Here is an 18,570-nt window from a genome sequence, read left to right as displayed (position 1 = left end):
TCTTCAAATATTTGGATAACTAACATAAGCAGTACGTAAATTTGGCACTATCAACAATAATTGATAATTGTTGTACAATGATTCAGGATTTTTTAATTACAATCAGTTCGTGGTTGTTTCAAAGTTTGCTCAATTTTAGCGGTCACAAATGTACTCCAAAGTAGTTAATATTGCAACATATACAGTTAATGCTCGTATAATTAAAGTTAGCTCCAGCTACATTATTCAATAACTACTAAAAAAAATCATATTCTATTTATGGCAGTGCTATCAGTAGTTAAATTGTTGCAGACAAAACATCATCTCTCAACCTTTACTAAGGCCTAAACAAACAATTTCCCCACCTCAAAAAGGATATCGAGTCCGTAAAAATTATTTGTATTTTCTGGTTAATTTCACCATCATCGCACCGCACTCTGTTGGTGCTATAACACTGAGCTCATCCTGCATTTGAGCTTTCTGGCAAAGCCTTCTTTTTAAATGCAAAGTCAGGACATACCCATCACAAACCATTAGGAACATTTTATGTGTTCAGGTAGTTTGAAAATAAGCATTCGCTAAAACCATTAAAAATGAATAACAAAGTATACGACCTCATTATCATAGGTGGTGGTCCTTGTGGACTAGCCTGTGGCATTGCTGCCCAAAAAGAAAACCTCGACTACCTCATTATTGAAAAAGGTAGCCTTACCGAATCTATCAGGATGTATCCTCGAAATATGCATTTTTTCTCTACTACAGCAAATATTGCCATTGGCGATATACCATTTGCTGCTTCAGGGCGTAAGGCAAGCCGGGTAGAGGCGCTCCAGTATTATAGGGCAGTAAGCGAATATTATGCATTACAAACCCAGCTATATACCGAGGTAATCAATGTCAAAAAAACAAACCAATTATTTGAAATACACACCTCACGTAATGAGCCCCTACAGGCACGTCATGTAGTAGTAGCCACTGGGTATTTTGGCTTACCCCGACAACTCAACATTCCGGGCGAAAACTTGCCTCATGTCACACATTACTATGAAGAAGCTTTTCAATATGTACACCAAAAAGTGGTAATGGTTGGTGGGGGCAACTCAGCGGTAGAAGCTGCTCTTGACCTTTATCACCACGGCGTAGATCTTACAATGGTGGTACGTAAAGATGATTTTAAAAGAACAGCCAAATATTGGCTCATTCCCGATTTACGCAACCGGATTAAAGAGGGAAAAATTAAAGTGAAGTTTTACACTGAAATTGAAAAAATAGAACAAGATTGGGTATGGCTTCGCAACCACCAAACCAGCACCGTAGAAAAGTATCCAGCCAACTTTGTCGTTTTGCTGATTGGCTATACTCCCGATGGCCACTTTTTACAAAAAATTGGTCTGAAACTGAATGAACGAATGGTTCCAGAGTTTGACCCCAACACTTTCGAAACCAATGTACCAGGACTATATGTAGCAGGCACTGTTCAGTGTGGTATACATACCGAAAAAATATTCATAGAAAATGGCAGGCATCATGGCACCAATATCGTTCAACATATCAAATCCAAAGTTTTGGTTAACAAATAGTTGTTAAATCGTAGCTTTGTGGATAATATTGCAGCATTTAACAAAGTAAGTACCCATAATATTGGGGTAAACACCTCTAACAAACAGGTGTAATTACCTTATTATAAATAACTTAAGTATGTTTGCCGCTCATTGCTCGTTGCTTGGCGAGTTATCAAAACATTACTTGATAAGGTGCAATGAACATAAAATATCACTATAATAAGATAGCCTTATTTTAAATTACTTAGTCGAATGACAAAAATTATTGAATACATACAAAATTCGGAAAAACCGCTTTTTTCTTTTGAAATCATCCCACCACTCAAGGGACAAAGTATCCAATCATTGTTTAACTCTATTGAGCCTTTGATGGAGTTTAAGCCAAAGTTTATAGATGTTACTTACCACCGTGAAGAGTATGTATATCGTAACCGGGGCGAAGGTTTACTGGAGAAACATGTAACCCGTAAACGCCCTGGTACTGTAGGTATTTGCGCTGCTATTATGCATAGGTTTCAGGTAGACGCTGTTCCTCACTTGATATGTGGTGGTTTTAGCAAAGAAGAAACCGAGAATGCCTTGATAGACCTTAACTTTTTGGGGATAGACAATGTACTTGTGTTGCGCGGAGATGCCATCAAGTCAGAAGGAAGGTTTACCCCAGATCCTAATGGACATCAGTATGCTTCTGAACTACTAGAGCAAGTAGTAAATATGAACAATGGCGTATACATCGATGATGAAATCAAAAATCCGTTTCCCTCTAGTTTTTGTATTGGGGTAGCTGGTTACCCAGAAAAACACTTTGAGGCGCCTAACTTTACTACTGACCTTAACTATTTGAAAATGAAAGTAGAAATGGGTGCAGAATACATCGTAACTCAAATGTTTTTTGACAATCAAAAATATTTTGACTTTGTAAAACAATGTCGCAAAGAAGGCATCAATGTACCTATTATACCAGGACTTAAACCACTTACCAGCAAAAAGCAATTGACTGTTTTGCCTAGTATCTTTCATATAGACCTGCCACAAGAACTGGTAGATGAAGTAAGCAAATGTCAAAACAACGAGCAAGTTCGTCAGGTAGGCATCGAGTGGGGCATCAAGCAATCTAAAGAATTGATCAAATTTGGCGTACCTGTGTTACATTATTACTCGATGAGCAAATCTAAGGCAGTCAAAGAAATTGCAAGCGCACTTTTTTAGTAAGCCAACAGTGACAAACCATAGGTGTACAACCACAAAGTATAACCAAAGCTTGTACACCTATGGTCTACTCTTCTCGTTTTTTTAGCTGTATACCTAATGATCCAATAGTATGAAATACATAGAATGCCCAAGAGACGCCATGCAAGGTCTAAGTGAGTTTATTCCTACCCACCTCAAGGCTCAATATATCAATACTTTGCTTGAGGTAGGTTTCGATACCATAGACTTTGGCAGCTTTGTATCGCCCAAAGCCATTCCTCAATTACGGGATACCGCCGAAGTGCTCAATCAGCTTAAGTTAGACAATACTCAAAGTAAACTATTGGCAATAATTGCCAACAAAAGAGGTGCCGAACAAGCAGTTCAGTTTAATGAAATTAGTTATCTGGGTTTTCCTTTATCTGCTTCCGAGACTTTTCAAAAACGCAATACAAACAAGTCTATTGAGGAGGCTTTTAAACTAGTAGAAGAAGTACAACACCTTTGCCAAAAACATAATAAAACCCTGGTTACTTATATCTCTATGGGATTTGGTAATCCTTATGGTGATCCTTATGATGCTGAAACTATTGAGAAGTTTACCCAAACTCTGGTAGACCTTGACGTAAAAATCATTTCTTTGGCCGATACCATTGGAGTATCTAATCCCAGTAATATTGGCTTTTTGTACCAAACTTTGATTCCTCGCTTTCCAGAGGTAGAGTTTGGCGCACACCTACACTCTACCCCCCAAACCATTACCGAAAAACTACGAGCCGCTTATGAAGCTGGTTGCCGAAGGTTTGACGGAGCTTTGCGTGGATTTGGTGGTTGCCCAATGGCAGAAGACGACTTGGTAGGCAACCTTGCTACCGAGGTGGTGTTGGATTTCTTCGCCAAAAACTTTGAAAGCATTCCCGTTAACCAACAAAAATTTAAGGAGGCTTACGCACTAAGTGGTCAGGTATTTCCCATGCATTAAATACTTTGGGTGGCTGACTGGATGGCTAAATAACCATACACCAATTGTATGGTTGCCACACTCACCTCCATACATCATCATTGACTTTTAATCATCACACCAAATGGTTGTAGATATTTTTATTCCCTGCTTCATCGATCAGGTTTTTCCTAATACAGGAATGAACATGGTGAAGATTTTAGAAAAACTAGGTTGTGAGGTTCATTACAACCCCAAACAAACCTGTTGTGGTCAGCCCGGATTCAATGCGGGTTACTTTGAACACGCCACCGAAATAGCCGAAAAATTTGTGGGTGACTTCCCTCACCCCGACCGCTATGTAGTGGCTCCTTCTGCTTCCTGTATTGGTATGATCCGTAATCAATACGAAGACCTTTTACGCAATAGCACCAAACAAACACAGCTTCAACAACTTCAGAAAAACGCTCTAGAGTTTACCGAGTTTGTAGTAGATGTATTGGGTGTAGAAAAAATAGAGGGGGCAACACTTGAAGGTACTGCCACCTACCACGATGCCTGTAGTGCCCTACGCGAGTGTGGAATAAAAGAAGCTCCCCGTAAACTGTTGAGCAATGTGGCAGGGCTCGAACTGGAAGAAATGAAAGAATCGGAAACCTGCTGCGGATTTGGGGGAACGTTTGCAATCAAGTTTCAGGGCATATCAGTAGGTATGGCAGAGCAAAAGATAGACAATACTACAGCCACACAAGCCCAATACCTCATTTCTACCGATTCATCGTGTTTGATGCACCTGGACGGCTACATCAAACGTAACCGCAAACCCATAGAAGTCATGCATATTGTAGATGTGCTTGCCAGCGGGTGGTAATGCCAGGTATGCCTGTTTATCAAATCCAGCAAACGATATGATACGGTATTTGCCGAAGCTAAGTACATTGTAAATTAAGTAAGTTGTCATTCAGTTCGAGTTTATTTTGTTTGCTGGCGATCTTTACAAATAGAGCATAGCCAAAGCTACGCGATTTTTGTAAAGAGAAGTCAGAGGGCAAAAGAAGCCGAAAAAAGCATAAAATATTTATTTTACAGTGTACTAAGCTCGACTTTAGCCATTTAAAATTACTCCGCAATCGCCTAAATAAAACCAATGACCTGATTATCTGAGAGCCGTTACTTTTTTCTCCAGGTAAAAAAGTAACCAAAAACCCCGCAGCTGTATTTTGTTGTTGCTAAAATTTGTTTCATTACGCCGAAACAGCTCAAACTCGCTTCGCTCAAACAGTGATCTGTTTTAACGGCTTCATTACTCAAATTTCTTAACGCCAACAAAATAAGGCTGAGTCCAGCTGACGCAGCTACTGTTAATATTTGAGATGTTTTATTACCAATACCTTTGTATTTAATTTCTTACAGTTGTATAACCGACTTTCCGCACCTGTGTAGCTAAAACCGAGTAATTTATTAAACCACTGTTTATGAGGCGTTTATTCAAGGAGATAGTATTTCCTAACTTCTTGCCCCAGTAACCTAATGACCTTTGTATGCATCTCATTCATATTAAGAATGAGCATAGGTTGTTCTTGATTAACCCACAAGCAGTGAATGCCTCTAAAAAACTCGAAAATCCATTTCATTGTGGGTTTTTGAGTTTCTTTTTTAGTTTGATCCAGGACAAACTCCTTTTCCTGCTGCAGGTTTTTTCTTAATTCTCTCTCCAAAGCTGCATACACCATCAGCGACAATGCCATAATCATGAGTATAGCTTCAAGTCTCTCTGGCTTTTTTACAAAGAAGCTATCAGCAAGGAAAGCTTTATCTTTCAAAAACCTAAAACCTTTCTCGACATTAGATTGTCCTTTGTAAGCCAGTAGTTTATGTCCATTCCCCCACCTTTGTGCTGTATCATTGGAAGCAATCACAAACTTGCCCTGTTTTTGTCTTAGTTGTTCATAGTGTGTGAGTTTGGTTAGTGGACACCCTGTAATACGATACCCTATGGTCTGTTTTTGAGCTCCTTTGGGAGGTTTACCTGGTTTTTTAAACCCCTTGACTTGTTGAAAATTCAGGTCTTCTATTGACAAGTACTGGCACTTTTTTGAAAATTGTTCCCAGGCTTTTTCTGCATCCTGTTTACAGCTAAAAACCTTTTTGCAAAGCTTGATAAAGTCTTGGTGCTCTTCACTGCTTTTTTTTAGGTAACGTTTTTTCAAACTATGAACATCCCGCTTATAACCTGCCTCAGAAAAGACAACCATCCATTCTTGTCTTACACCTCCATAGCTGTTGCATACTTTCTGGTAGCGGTAGTTTTTCAATTTTTCTTCTGTGAAGAATTGCATATGCTCTGGCTGTACCTGTAGGAGTAATTCTTGAACAGCAGTAAGCTTGGAAGGAACACGGGTGATCCAATAATGCCGACCTGAGATTTTACCGATGGTTTCCTCAGTGTATAAGGCACTATCTGCCACCCAACATATAGGCTGACCATTATTCTGCAAACGTTCTACATAATCATCAATGGTTTGACCAAAGCTTGTTTGGTCACTTGTATTGCCATGCAAACCTTCCATAAGCAAAGGTATGCCTGAGGAGTTTTCTACTACCAAGTTAAGCATTACCTGATTTAGGTCAGGGCGGTGATCCCGGCTGTAACCTTGGGTGATGTGAAGGCAAGAAACCTCTGCTTCGTTAAGTTCACTATTATATTGCCCTTCCAACCCAAAACTGGTCGCATCCAAGTGGCGAAACTCTGAGTCTACTTCTTCTGACAAACCCAGTATTTCATAACTCTGTGCAGCCAAATGGCTGAATAACTCACTTACACCAAAGGCATACAAATCATCCAAGCAACGACCAAGACGATCATCATTGAACATTTCTGCGCTTAGATTTTCTCCTAATAAGTGAGCAACAGGCTTATCAGAAAAAAAATGAGGACTCAGGTATAAGCGACGCTCGGCAAAACCTAAACCATTTAAAATCAAGGCTTTGACGCAAGTACCTGTGCTTACTTGATGAAGCCCATTGGTGTTAGGTAAAAGCTCATCTATTTTAGAGCTCAAGTTTAAACGATCACACATGCCACTTACCAACCCTAAGTGGTCAAGGTTTTTACTTATGGGAAATGATTGCATACCAAAAAGTAAAACTTTTGGTCGACATAAAAAAATAATGCTTTTGCAATCAAGTGATTACATCAATTATTTGTTTTCCCGAACATACGTGCGGAAAGTCGGGTATAAAAAAGACGACTGTAAGAAAATGTTCGTATTATTATTTAGAGGCATTTGAAGTAATTTAGCCAATATCATAAAAGGCTAAAGTCGAGCTTAGTAGGAAAACTAAGTTACCTTTCAGTTAAGAGTTTGTTGGGGTTTTCGTTTTTGAGAGTAATTGTGATGAATTTGCTAGTAGTACTTTGTTAGGCAAAGTCGTGCTAGGACTCCAAAGGATGAAGCCCCAAGTTGTAGAGTAGTTTTAATGCCCCTGCTTAGCTTTGTTTACGTGCCTGGCACAAACACCAGGAATTGAGTTTACTGTCACGCATACCTTTCTCTAAATATTGATTATTCAAAAGCTCTAAAATCAGGGCTTTTATTGTTTTTTGTCTTTCTCACCCTTACAAAGCAATACTTTTATTTAAAGTGTACATATAAATTGTCAAACAAAGGCAATTGGTATGATTTTTTAGCATAGCAAACCAACGACTAATACACTTTTAGAGCAGCACTATCACACACTCTATTTGTGAACATTCCCTAAATAAAAGTAATTGACAACCAACATAAATAAAGTATTATCGCTAAATACTTGTGATTGCTAAAAATTAGTGATATAATTCATTTTGTAAAGGGGTATTCTCAGATGATACTGGCTGAAACTCAATGAAATCTGAGGATTAAATACCTGATTTATATTTTGTTGGAAAAACATTTATTCTATATCTTTGGCAGATAATAGGCAGGTGGACTACTAATATGAAATAGTTGTTATTTGTATATTGAGGGGAGGTTTTAGTCAAGTATTTGTTGATGTCATCTGTGATTGAATAGCTGGATTTATGCTTGAAATACACAAATATTATAAAATGTTGAAGGATGAGAGCATTATATTGTCTCACAACGGAGCATTAGATAGCGAAGTCATCGACCTTCTCTTAGATTTGACAGATAAAAAACTGACCAAATTAAAAATAAGAAGAGGAGTTAGAAAGAAAATATTTAACATACTCGTAGAATGCCTACAAAACACCCTTCATTATATCAAAGAATTCGACGAAGATATTCCCATTGTTCATTCGCCTTTCTTAATTGTTATAAAAAAAGAGAATAGCTTCATAATCTCAACCGGAAACTTTGTAACTGAGGACAGAGCTGAATTTCTGAAAACTAAGTTAAGCGAGATTAACACCCTTTCTCAAGAAGACCTACAAAAACATTATATACAAGCTTTGGATAAAAAAACCCTCCCTACCGAAGGTGGCGCTGGTTTAGGGCTGGTAGATATCGTGAGAAGGTCAAAACACAGGGTATTGTTTGATTTTCAGGAAATTATTACCTCCGGCGACCGCCTACCCAACGACAATACAAGTGATGTAGGTGTAATGGAAGACAAGGAAACTTACTTGCTCTTTAATCTTCAAATTGAAGTGGCACGTTAAATTTTGCATTTTGTAGAAATTTTTGATTGATTGTAATATATGGAAAATATTTCAATACAAGGTACTTCTAAAACTCCTAACGTAAACTTTGATGTGTCATCAGGTATATTAGAGATCAGTGGACGATCGATACCTGAAAACTCATATCAATTTTATGAGCCCTTGCTATCGTGGTTAGACAAATATGCATCTCAACCACAAGGAACCACCGAACTAACATTCAAACTGGATTACTTCAATACCAGCTCTTCTATGTATATTTTGGGTATTCTAAAAAAACTTGAAAAGTTATATCTTGCGGGGCATAAGGCAGAAGTAAAATGGTATTATGACATAGATGATGAGGATATGCTTCAAACAGGTGAAGACCTGAAACAGATAGTTAAACTACCCATTGATATGGTAGAACTGGATGCAGAAGAAGACGAAGATTAAAGGCAAATAACATTTGCCTTTTTTTTATCGCCCCCTTATCATTCATTTTATATATATAGGCACATTTTCTTCGTCCTTATCCATCCACTCAATAAGAGTGTAATACAAATATAGTAGGCTGCTTGTGCAAATCAGGTAAGCTCCCCTTCCATTGTCCTATAGTTTTAGTAGCAATAAAAGCCTCTGGCGCAGTAATGTTGGCTGCCACACACAACAAAGTATTTTTTCGGCAGTGTTGTACCAAGTCTTTCATCAATTGATTATTACGAAAAGGAGTTTCCATAAAAATCTGGGTTTGCTGCTGACTTGCCGATGCTTTCTCTAGCTGCTTAATCGCCTTGCTTCTTTGGTCTTTGGCAATGGGCAAATAACCCTTAAAAGCAAAAGACTGCCCGTTCATGCCTGAAGCCATTAACGCCAAAAATATAGACGAAGGCCCTACCAAAGGCACTACATCCACTCCCAACTGATGCCCAAAACTCACTACTTTTGCCCCTGGGTCGGCTATGCCAGGGCACCCTGCCTCTGAAATAATGCCCACATCTTTGCCTTGCAACAATACTTGAGTATTTTTTTTGATCTCATCGGTAGCAGTATGTTTATCTATCAGATAAAAGGTAAGCTGAGAAATATCAACCCCCAACTTAAGACTACTGATAAAACGACGTGCTGTTCTCACATTTTCCACAAAAAAATGGGTAATATCAGCCAATTTATGAATGGTATACTGAGGCAATACTTCTGCTTGAGTATCAGGTGCCAGTACGGTGGGTATCAGGTATATTTTACCTTTGTCAGACATAGAGTATATTAATTGAGAATGATATTTATCCTTGTAAAAACGTAAGTAACATTTCCAAAAACTCCGCTGGACTTTCGGCATGTACCCAATGTCCGGCATTCTCTACAGTTTGTAGTGTTGCCTGTGGAAAATGCTGATGAATCACCGCTTCATCATCCTCTTTAATATAGTTTGATTTACGCCCTCTGATAAACAAAGTAGTTCCTTCGTACTGCTTGTCTTCGGTAAGTCCTCCGCTTACATTGGTCAAATTTTCACCAATGACTGGTAAGTTAATACGCCATTCAAAGTTTTTCTCCTCATTACGATAAAGGTTTTTCAACAAAAACTGTCTTACCCCTACCTCATCTATATAAGCCGCCAATTGCTCATCGGCTGCTTTGCGCGAATTAACCTGGCTTAAATCAAGCGCATTTAGCCCAGCCACAATTTTATCGTGATGAATAGGGTAAGTCTTGGGAGCAATGTCCACTACAACTAGTTTTTCTATTTTAGAGGGAGTGTGGTTCACCGCATAGTTCATGGCTGTTTTGCCACCCATCGAGTGCCCAATCAACACAAAGTCTTGCAACTGGTGTTGTTCTACAAACTCGTGCAAATCGTCACTCATTGCCTCATAGTTCCATTGATCGCTCCAGGGCGAACGTCCATGGTTGCGTTGATCTATCAAGTATACCTGGTATTGTTCAGCAAGTTTTTTACCTATAGTAAGCCAGTTATCAGACGAACCAAACAAACCGTGTAAAATCAATAAGGGCGTGCCTTCGCCAAAAGTTTTATAGTGTAGTTCCATGTTTCTTAAAAATAGTTACAAGCTACAAGTCACAAGCTACAAGTATTTACAAAATAAAACTTGTCACTTGAAGCAGCTCTAAGTTTGAGCCTCAAAAGTAACAGATAAGCCTCGAAATAAAAAAGCCCCCTGCAAAAGGAGGCTTTTTTGTTGATTATTTAAGTAATTACTTTATCACTTGTAATTACTCTACCCAGCTTTTAACTGAGCTCAGCACAGTAAAACTGTAGCTTCGGTTTTTCAAAAGTATCGTCATCGCCTCAGCTCGTGGAGACACGAGCTGATCGAAACCCTGAAAAACACTATTTACAGACGCTAAGACGAGGCGATTTAACTTTGCTGAGCACCGATATTTATCGGCATCTAAGGACTCGTAAACTCGGTTGTGAAGACACAAACCGAGGCGAAAAAATAGTAGGATAGAGTAACTTGTAATTTCTTTGGCTTACTTGAAAATATAACGTACGCCAACTTGCATTTGCCATCTTGAGCTACGGAAACCGCTGTCGTCAAAGTTAGCATAAGCAGGATCGTTTTTTTGTACACCGTTGTAAGTAAACTGAGGAGTAGTGCCATCGGCTGCTCTTCCTTCGTAGTTTATCAACTGAAACTCAGAACTTACCGTGCGAAGTTGTCCCCACTCGCTGTTTAGCATGTTACCCCAGTTAAAAATGTCTAAGGTAAATTGTAGGATGTTTTTATGACCCTTGGCTGTTTTTACATAAAACTCTTGCAAGAAACGTAAGTCAATAAAGCTTAAGAAAGGAGCACGGTTCATATTACGTTCAGCATACTGCCCACGACGAGTGCTTAAGTATTTATCGCTTTCAATAAATGAATCTAATTCCGTCCATTGCTGTGCCGCAGTTTTGGTTACATTATTATTATCATCGGTAATGTCTACTAGGTTGATCTCAGAAGCATTACGAGGCACGTAAATCAATGAACGCTCACGAGAATCTTCGTTGGTAAGGTTACCGTTGTCGTTGTATATATAAGAATAAGGACGTCCAGACTGTCCGGTAAATACCAAGCCAATTTGAGAAGCACCAAACCCAGCATACTCTTTTCGGTAAGATACCTGTGCTAACACACGGCTACCTGCCGAAAAAGCAGAACGTTGAATTTCGTTCATATTGTTACGTCCATTCACTGTATGTAAACCTCTCCACTGTGAGGAGTTTTGAGAAGAAGTACCATCAAATACACTGTAAGAGTCACCATAAGAATAAGAAACAGCAAAGCTCAAACCATTGTCAAATGGCTTTTGAATTTGTGCCACAATGTTATAAGCATACCCTTTGTCGGTAGAGCTCGCCAATAAAATACGCCCATAAGTATCATCAATCTCATCACGACGATCATATACCGGACGGTTATCAGCTCCAGTTAAATTACTCGTAGAAGGCTTAAGATTTACGTTTTGATAAGTAGGTGCACTTAATACTTTGGTATACAAGAATTCAAGCGTACCAATCATTCCCCAAGGAAGCTTATAATCTACTGCAATGTCAGCTTTTAATACCTGTGGAATTTTGAAATCCTCAGCAAACAAATCTATAGAACCTGAGGGTGTTACATTGCCAGGGTCAATTGCTCCAGGAGATTGGCTGTTCACATCAGGGTTAAACACATCGGTACCATTAAATACACCACCTACGTTCAAACCGTAGTTGTTAAAAGCACCACCTGGCCATACCAAAGGTACCCGACTGGTAAACACACCCACTCCACCACGCAATTGTAGGGTTTGATCTCCGTTTACGTCATAGTTAAATCCAAAACGAGGAGAAATCATTACCTGTGGCTTGATAAATGACCCGGTTCTGGCACCTTTCAAGTCATAATTTTGTGACAACAAAGGAACCGTGGTATTGTTGAATGCCTCGTTGGTAGGCGTATTCTGAAAGATAGGAATATCAACTCTAATTCCTGCGGTCAGTTTTAAACGATCATTTGCTTGGTATTCGTCTTGTACATAAAAACCAATTTGCCCAGCGTTGAACTTAGCAATGGCTTGTGAGTTATCCCCTACTATATTGTCTACCTGCGAATAGTTTCTGCTATAATCAGTAGATGGCTGATCGGTTAAGAAATCGTTGAGGCTACTGAACTCATAACTTCCGTAGTTGAAGGCAATAAATAAGTTACCAATGCTATAAAACTCATTGTGCGTACCAATAGTGATGGTGTGTTTGCCTTTGTAGATCTCAAAGTCATTAGTAATTGTAAATACATCTTGAGTAAGCAGGTTGGCAGTAGAGAATGGCTCAGAGCCAAAAGTAATTGTTCCCTGACCATCACTTATTTCTACCCTTGGAAATGGGTTACCCGTAGGGTCACGATCATCTTTTACCCTGGTGTAGCCTGCGGTAAATTTATTGGCGTAAGAGTTTCCAAAAGAGCTTCTCAATTCTAAAGCAGCAGAGGTAGTGTTAGAGGTAAAAGATTCTGCTCCATTTTGGAAGTTGATATTTTGGGTTCCAGACTGGAATCGTTCTTGGTTACGAGCACCAGTGTTAGAAATACGGAATGTTAAGCGGTGATTTTTGTTAATGTTATAGTCAACACGAGCTAAAAACCTTTCAGCATTCAAAAAAGAATTATTTTGAATGTACCCACCTGGATCATAACCATAACCATTCAACTTGGATACCAACTGGTTTAAGTCAGTAATAGAAGAGTTTCCTTGGTAAGTACTGGCATTGAATGGCAGAGGAGTTTCGTCTCTTTGCAGCTCGGCGCTTAAAAAGAAAAACAACTTATCTTTGATGATAGGCCCACCTAAACGTACCCCATAAGTCATGGCCGAAAAATCAGGCAAACCAGCACGTTGGGTTGCAATGTCGCCTTTTTCTATGGGAGTGATACCAGCCATGTCCTGATTACGGAAAAAACCATACACAGAACCTTCAAACTTGTTAGAACCACTACGGGTTACGGCATTGATAGAACCACCCGCAAAACCAGATTGGCGTACATCAAAGGGAGCTACCGATACCTGAAACTGCTCAATGGCATCGATACTAATGGGAGCTACACCAGTTTGTCCACCGTTGGTACCACTACCCGACAAGCCAAAAACGTCGTTGTTTACGGCTCCATCAATATAGATGGCATTATAACGGTTGTTTTGTCCGGCTACTGATACCGAAAATCCATCGTCGCCTTCTGAAAGATTGGCGGTAGGCTCTAAACGGGCAAAGTCGGCAATAGAACGCGATACAGTAGGCGTTTCGTTGATTCGCTGCTCGTTTACAATGGTTTGAATACCTGTACGGTTTCCATCAAACACATCGTCTTTACGACCTACTACTTCTACTGCCTTCAATGTAGCAGCATCAGAAAGCATTTTAATGGTAAGGTTCAAGGTTTGCCCCAAAGCCAATACTATTCCGCTTCTTTCATTGTTTTTGAAACCTATGTAAGAGACGGTGATTTTGTAAGGTCCTCCTACTCTCATATTTGAAAGTCGAAAGCGACCATTTACATTGGTAGCAACCCCGTACTGGGTACCTGAGGGGATATGCACAGCTACTACAGTAGCTCCCACAAGGGCTTCCCCCTTATCATCCTCAATTTTCCCCGAAAGGGCTGAGGTAGTGACCCCTTGAGCAAATGTTTGGTTTGCTCCTAAAATCAATGCCATGATGAATGACAATGTAAGTAAAACTTTTTTCATAATATGACGTTTAAACATTCCTTTTGTGATATTGGCTGCAAAACTACAGTATTTGGTTCCGAGAAAAACAGCATCTCATATTAAATAATTGTTAAGGTAATAAAGATATGAATTTACCCTGCTTTATTTGGGAAAAAAGTTGAAGTTTTCTAAGTTCGGGGGTTTTTATCCAAACATAAAATTGTATCTAATGAAGAAAGATTTGAACACACCCAAATTTCTAAAATATGCGCTTACACTACTCCTATCATCAATATATTCAGGTACTCTAGCTCAGAATAACCAAATTTTAAACAATAAAATCCGCAAAATCACAGAAAATAAATATAACAACCTTGACAAACTCTACAAATATCTTCACGCCAACCCGGAGGTTTCTTTTCAAGAAAAAAACACGTCAAGACGGGTAGCCAATGAACTAAAGAAACTTGGTTTTCAGGTGACCGAAAATTTTGGAGGTTATGGTGTCGTGGGAGTTTACAAAAATGGCAATGGACCTACTATTATGGTCAGGGCTGATATGGATGCGCTCCCAGTGAAAGAACAAACAGGCTTGCCTTATGCCAGCAAAAAAACCACTCAAGATGATTTGGGCAAGGTGGTACCTGTCATGCACGCCTGTGGGCACGACATTCACATGTCGGTCATGATTGGAACAGCCCAAACCTTGATTGCGCTAAAATCATCTTGGAAAGGCACTTTATTATTTATAGGACAACCTGCCGAAGAACGCAGCGGTGGAGCCATTGCCATGCTTAAACAAGGGTTGTTTGAGAAATTTCCCCGTCCCGACTATGTATTATCTTTGCATGCCTCGGCAAGCCTGGCCGCCGGAAAGGTAGCCTACAAAACCGGTCCGGCACTTGCCAATGTAGACATGGTAGATATTTTTGTCTATGGTGAAGGCGGACATGGGGCTTACCCTCATACTACCAAAGATCCTATAGTGCTTGCTTCACGCATTGTTATGGCTTTACAAACTATAGTGAGCCGGGTAATTTCCCCCTTCGAACCAGCCGTAGTTACTGTAGGAGCCTTTCACGCAGGTACCAAACATAACATTATTTCAGGCGAAGCCCATCTTCAACTTACTTTGCGCTCTTACAGCGATGAAGTACGTAATAAAACAATTGCTGAGATTAAACGAATGATTAAGCACATTGCTATTTCGGCAGGTATACCCAAAAACAAACTACCTAAAATGGTGTTACGTGACGAATACACGCCTGTTACTTTCAACCATGTGGCATTGACCAAACGCCTGAAGAAGGTGGCAACGGGTATATTGGGTAAACAAAACACTGAAGACGCCAAAGCAGTAATGGCAGGTGAAGATTTTGGTAGATTTGGACGAACTAAAGCCAACATTCCAATTTGTTTGTTTTGGTTGGGCACCGTTGACCCTGCAAAAGTAGCCAAGTATAAAAAAGCAGGTAAACAGTTGCCATCACTTCATTCAGCCTTTTTTGCCCCTGTACCCGAAAAATCTATCAAAACTGGAGTACAAACCCTGACTGCGTCGGTAATTGATTTATTGAATAATAAATAATACTCCATAAAAAAACGCCTAAACGAGCGTTGCTCTCGCTTAGGCGTACATTCAATCAGTGCCTGATTCCTGATTGTAATAAATGTATAGCTGAATATATATAGTTCGTTATCCTTTGTTAGAGTATACCCTCTCCCTACCCCAATGGTTAGCTTTTTTCGGTAGATACACCCATACCGTCGGTAAGTACCCAACTAGCATAGATAAGTGGAAATAGAGCAAATTCAGCCATTAATAAACCTTGGATTCAGAGAAATAATTGCCCATAAAAAAACGCCTAAACGAGTGTTGAGCTCATTTAGACGTACATTTTAAATGTCAACCAGTGCCTGATTCCTGATTGCAATAAATATATAGCTTTAATATATATAGTTCGTTATCCTTTGTTAGAGTATACCCCCTACCCACCCCAATGGTTGGCTTTTTTCGGTAGATACACCCATACCGTCGGTAAGCAACCAAACAGGGTGGACAAATGAAAATCCAATAAGTTCAACCATTAATGAACCTTGGATTCCGAGAAATAATTGCCCACAAAAAAACGCCTAAACGAGTGCTGCGCTCATTTAGACGTACATTTTAAATGTCAACCAGTGCCTGATTCCTGATTGTAATAAATGTATAGCTGAATATATATAGTTCGTTATCCTTTGTTAGAGTATACCCCCTCCCTACCCCAATGGTTAGCTTTTTTCGGTAGATACACCCATACCGTCGGTAAGTACCCAACTAGCATAGATAAGTGGAAATAGAGCAAATTCAGCCATTAATAAACCTTGGATTCAGAGAAATAATTGCCCATAAAAAAACGCCTAAACGAGTGTTGAGCTCATTTAGACGTACATTTTAAATGTCAACCAGTGCCTGATTCCTGATTGCAATAAATATATAGCTTTAATATATATAGTTCGTTATCCTTTGTTAGAGTATACCCCCTACCCACCCCAATGGTTGGCTTTTTTCGGTAGATACACCCATACCGTCGGTAAGCAACCAAACAGGGTGGACAAATGAAAATCCAATAAGTTCAACCATTAATGAACCTTGGATTCCGAGAAATAATTGCCCACAAAAAAACGCCTAAACGAGTGCTGCGCTCATTTAGACGTACATTTTAAATGTCAACCAGTGCCTGATTCCTGATTGCAATAAATATATAGCTTTAATATATATAGTTCGTTATCCTTTGTTAGAGTATACCCCCTACCCACCCCAATAGTTGGCTTTTTTCGGTAGATACACCCATACCGTCGGTAAGCAACCAAACAAGATGGACAAATGAAAATCCAATAAGTTCAACCATCAATGGGCTTTAGATGCAGGAAAATAATTGCCCACAAAAAAACGCCTAAACGAGTGCTGCGCTCATTTAGACGTAAACAAAAATTTGAAACCGTACACTTTTTTATAGCAGATAAGTCTTGATTTTTTTAATACAGTATAAAAATAGCTACTAATCTACTGAGTTGTAGAGTAAAACCTGGTTTCGTTTCCCTCAGGCATCCGTTCATTTCCCCGAATCAAGTTCGGGATCATGGATTTTCTTTAGCCAAAAAAACGAACCAAAAAAAGCCACCGCTTATATCTTTACCTTATCTTAAAATAACACATAAATCATTATATTAGATAAAACCTAAATGGTAGATGATTACAATAGTTCTTACATAGCCGCCGCTAAGTACTATCACAAGATAGATACAGCACTACAGAGATCACAATCATCTACCTTTCTACTCTAAATTGAATTAAGTATCCAAGGCATAGATGTGTTCTATAGCCTGCATCTCATAAGTGAAGTTGAGTAAGAAGTAGGTGATTCATCGTTTAATTTTATGCCTTATGAAAAAAATAACTTTCGTTCAAGTTGGGATTGCTTTAGATATATCCAAAGCAGATTTTAGAGCTTGTATTATGGGTAGCAATGGTCAGAAAGTTTTTAAAGTAATTGCCAGCCGGAAGTTTTCAAATAATACCAAAGGTTTTAGCGAATTTAACCATTGGGTACAAAAAAACCTAAATAAACACTCAATAACAGAGGCTGAATATTTAATGGAAGCTACAGGTGTTTACCACGAAAACCTAGCTTGGACACTTTATGAAAAAGCACATAAAGTAATCGTGGTGTTACCTAATCAAGCAAAAGCATTCTTGAAAAGTGAGGGGATCAAGAGCAAAACTGATAAGATAGATGCCCAAGGTTTGGCAAAAATGGTGCTCGTCAAAAACCTTCGTTATTGGAAACCAATTAGTCCTGTTTTAAAGGAATTACGCACAATCACGCGTTATTATGAGGTTATTCAAAAAGAACTCACTCAAAATTATAATCGCCTACATGCGCTTGAGCATAGCCATGACCCTAATAAGTTTGTCCTAAAACAACTTAAAAACCACCTCAAATTTCTCGAGAAGCAAAAAGAAAGCGTTCATCAACAGATTTTAGAAACTACCAAGAAAGATGAGGTGTTACACGAAAAAATGAAGCGTTTAACTACTATTTATGGAATAGGTATTTTAACTGTTGCGGTGGTTGTCGCTGAAACTAATGGCTTTGAGCTATAGCAGCCAGAAACAACTTACTAGCTATGCAGGGTATGATATTGTTGAACATCAATCAGGAAAATATGTTGGGCAAACACGTATATCTAAAAAAGGAAATACACATATTAGAAGAGCTTTACACTTTCCTGCCCTCAAGACAGTCAAGCAAGAAAATATTTTTCAGGAATTATATTCAAGAGTATTTGAACGAACCAAGAAAAAGATGAAAGCCTATACAGCAGTACAAAGGAAACTTCTGGTAGTGATGTATACTTTATGGAAAAAAGAAGAAAACTTTGATCTCAACTATGCAAAACAAAAAGTTGTAGAAGAGCAAGAATGCCCTCCTACACTAGGTAGTTATTAAATAACTCCTTTTGGGTAAAGTAAAGATAAAACCGTTTTTTAAAATAAACTCAAAATCTTGAAAAAATTATAT

The 18,570-nt window shown here is 38.9% G+C and carries 13 protein-coding genes; 9 read left to right on the top strand and 4 right to left on the bottom strand.

Annotated features, from left to right (window positions below; genetic code table 11):
• Positions 1 to 572: 572 nt before the first annotated feature.
• The 4 genes from M23134_RS23285 to M23134_RS23270 all read left to right on the top strand — a co-directional run bounded on the left by M23134_RS23285 (position 573) and on the right by M23134_RS23270 (position 4,543).
• Complete coding sequence (locus M23134_RS23285) at positions 573 to 1,559, top strand: YpdA family putative bacillithiol disulfide reductase (RefSeq protein WP_002700105.1); 987 nt, start codon at positions 573 to 575, stop codon at positions 1,557 to 1,559.
• A 234-nt stretch (positions 1,560 to 1,793) separates the two neighbouring features.
• Positions 1,794 to 2,750 carry a methylenetetrahydrofolate reductase [NAD(P)H] gene (metF, locus tag M23134_RS23280; RefSeq protein WP_002700102.1) on the top strand — a complete coding sequence of 319 codons (957 nt, stop codon included), beginning with the start codon at positions 1,794 to 1,796 and terminating at the stop codon, positions 2,748 to 2,750.
• Between the two features lie 112 nt (positions 2,751 to 2,862).
• Entirely contained in the window at positions 2,863 to 3,714 is an 852-nt protein-coding gene (locus M23134_RS23275) for a hydroxymethylglutaryl-CoA lyase (protein WP_002700101.1), read from the top strand.
• A 103-nt stretch (positions 3,715 to 3,817) separates the two neighbouring features.
• Positions 3,818 to 4,543, top strand: coding sequence for a (Fe-S)-binding protein (locus M23134_RS23270; RefSeq protein ID WP_002700098.1), 726 nt, complete (start codon positions 3,818 to 3,820; stop codon positions 4,541 to 4,543).
• A gap of 613 nt (positions 4,544 to 5,156) precedes the next feature.
• On the opposite strand, the gene M23134_RS23265 is transcribed toward M23134_RS23270, so the two are convergent.
• On the bottom strand, positions 5,157 to 6,806 hold the full coding sequence (locus M23134_RS23265; RefSeq protein ID WP_002695583.1) for an IS1634 family transposase: 1,650 nt from the start codon (positions 6,804 to 6,806) through the stop codon (positions 5,157 to 5,159).
• 953 nt (positions 6,807 to 7,759) lie between these two features.
• Here M23134_RS23265 and M23134_RS23260 point away from each other — a divergent pair.
• Together M23134_RS23260 and M23134_RS23255 are read left to right on the top strand one after the other, a co-directional pair.
• Complete coding sequence (locus M23134_RS23260; RefSeq protein WP_045114184.1) at positions 7,760 to 8,332, top strand: SiaB family protein kinase; 573 nt, start codon at positions 7,760 to 7,762, stop codon at positions 8,330 to 8,332.
• A 39-nt stretch (positions 8,333 to 8,371) separates the two neighbouring features.
• Positions 8,372 to 8,767 carry a DUF1987 domain-containing protein gene (locus tag M23134_RS23255; RefSeq protein ID WP_002700094.1) on the top strand — a complete coding sequence of 132 codons (396 nt, stop codon included), beginning with the start codon at positions 8,372 to 8,374 and terminating at the stop codon, positions 8,765 to 8,767.
• An 88-nt stretch (positions 8,768 to 8,855) separates the two neighbouring features.
• Here M23134_RS23255 and M23134_RS23250 read toward each other — a convergent pair whose 3' ends face one another.
• The 3 genes from M23134_RS23250 to M23134_RS23240 form a co-directional block, all read right to left on the bottom strand.
• On the bottom strand, positions 8,856 to 9,569 hold the full coding sequence (locus M23134_RS23250; protein WP_002700093.1) for an SAM-dependent methyltransferase: 714 nt from the start codon (positions 9,567 to 9,569) through the stop codon (positions 8,856 to 8,858).
• Positions 9,570 to 9,594: 25 nt separating this feature from the next.
• Entirely contained in the window at positions 9,595 to 10,362 is a 768-nt protein-coding gene (locus M23134_RS23245; RefSeq protein ID WP_002700091.1) for an alpha/beta fold hydrolase, read from the bottom strand.
• Positions 10,363 to 10,807: 445 nt separating this feature from the next.
• Positions 10,808 to 14,044 carry a TonB-dependent receptor gene (locus tag M23134_RS23240; protein WP_045114183.1) on the bottom strand — a complete coding sequence of 1,079 codons (3,237 nt, stop codon included), beginning with the start codon at positions 14,042 to 14,044 and terminating at the stop codon, positions 10,808 to 10,810.
• A gap of 190 nt (positions 14,045 to 14,234) precedes the next feature.
• Here M23134_RS23240 and M23134_RS23235 point away from each other — a divergent pair, with 190 nt between their 5' ends.
• The 3 genes from M23134_RS23235 to M23134_RS42215 all read left to right on the top strand — a co-directional run bounded on the left by M23134_RS23235 (position 14,235) and on the right by M23134_RS42215 (position 18,498).
• Positions 14,235 to 15,593, top strand: coding sequence for an amidohydrolase (locus tag M23134_RS23235; RefSeq protein ID WP_002700087.1), 1,359 nt, complete (start codon positions 14,235 to 14,237; stop codon positions 15,591 to 15,593).
• A 1,839-nt stretch (positions 15,594 to 17,432) separates the two neighbouring features.
• Positions 17,433 to 18,152 carry an IS110 family transposase gene (locus M23134_RS23230; protein ID WP_002700085.1) on the top strand — a complete coding sequence of 240 codons (720 nt, stop codon included), beginning with the start codon at positions 17,433 to 17,435 and terminating at the stop codon, positions 18,150 to 18,152.
• The gene (locus tag M23134_RS42215; protein WP_002700083.1) at positions 18,136 to 18,498 is read left to right on the top strand and encodes an IS110 family transposase; all 363 of its coding nucleotides are present in this window, start codon (positions 18,136 to 18,138) and stop codon (positions 18,496 to 18,498) included. Before M23134_RS23230 ends, M23134_RS42215 begins: the two co-directional genes overlap by 17 nt.
• The last annotated feature ends 72 nt before the right edge of the window (positions 18,499 to 18,570 follow it).

The sequence above is a fragment of the Microscilla marina ATCC 23134 genome, assembly GCF_000169175.1.
Classification (GTDB): domain Bacteria; phylum Bacteroidota; class Bacteroidia; order Cytophagales; family Microscillaceae; genus Microscilla; species Microscilla marina.
Note: the sequence above shows the minus strand (reverse complement) of the source record. Positions and strands in the feature narration are given on the sequence as shown.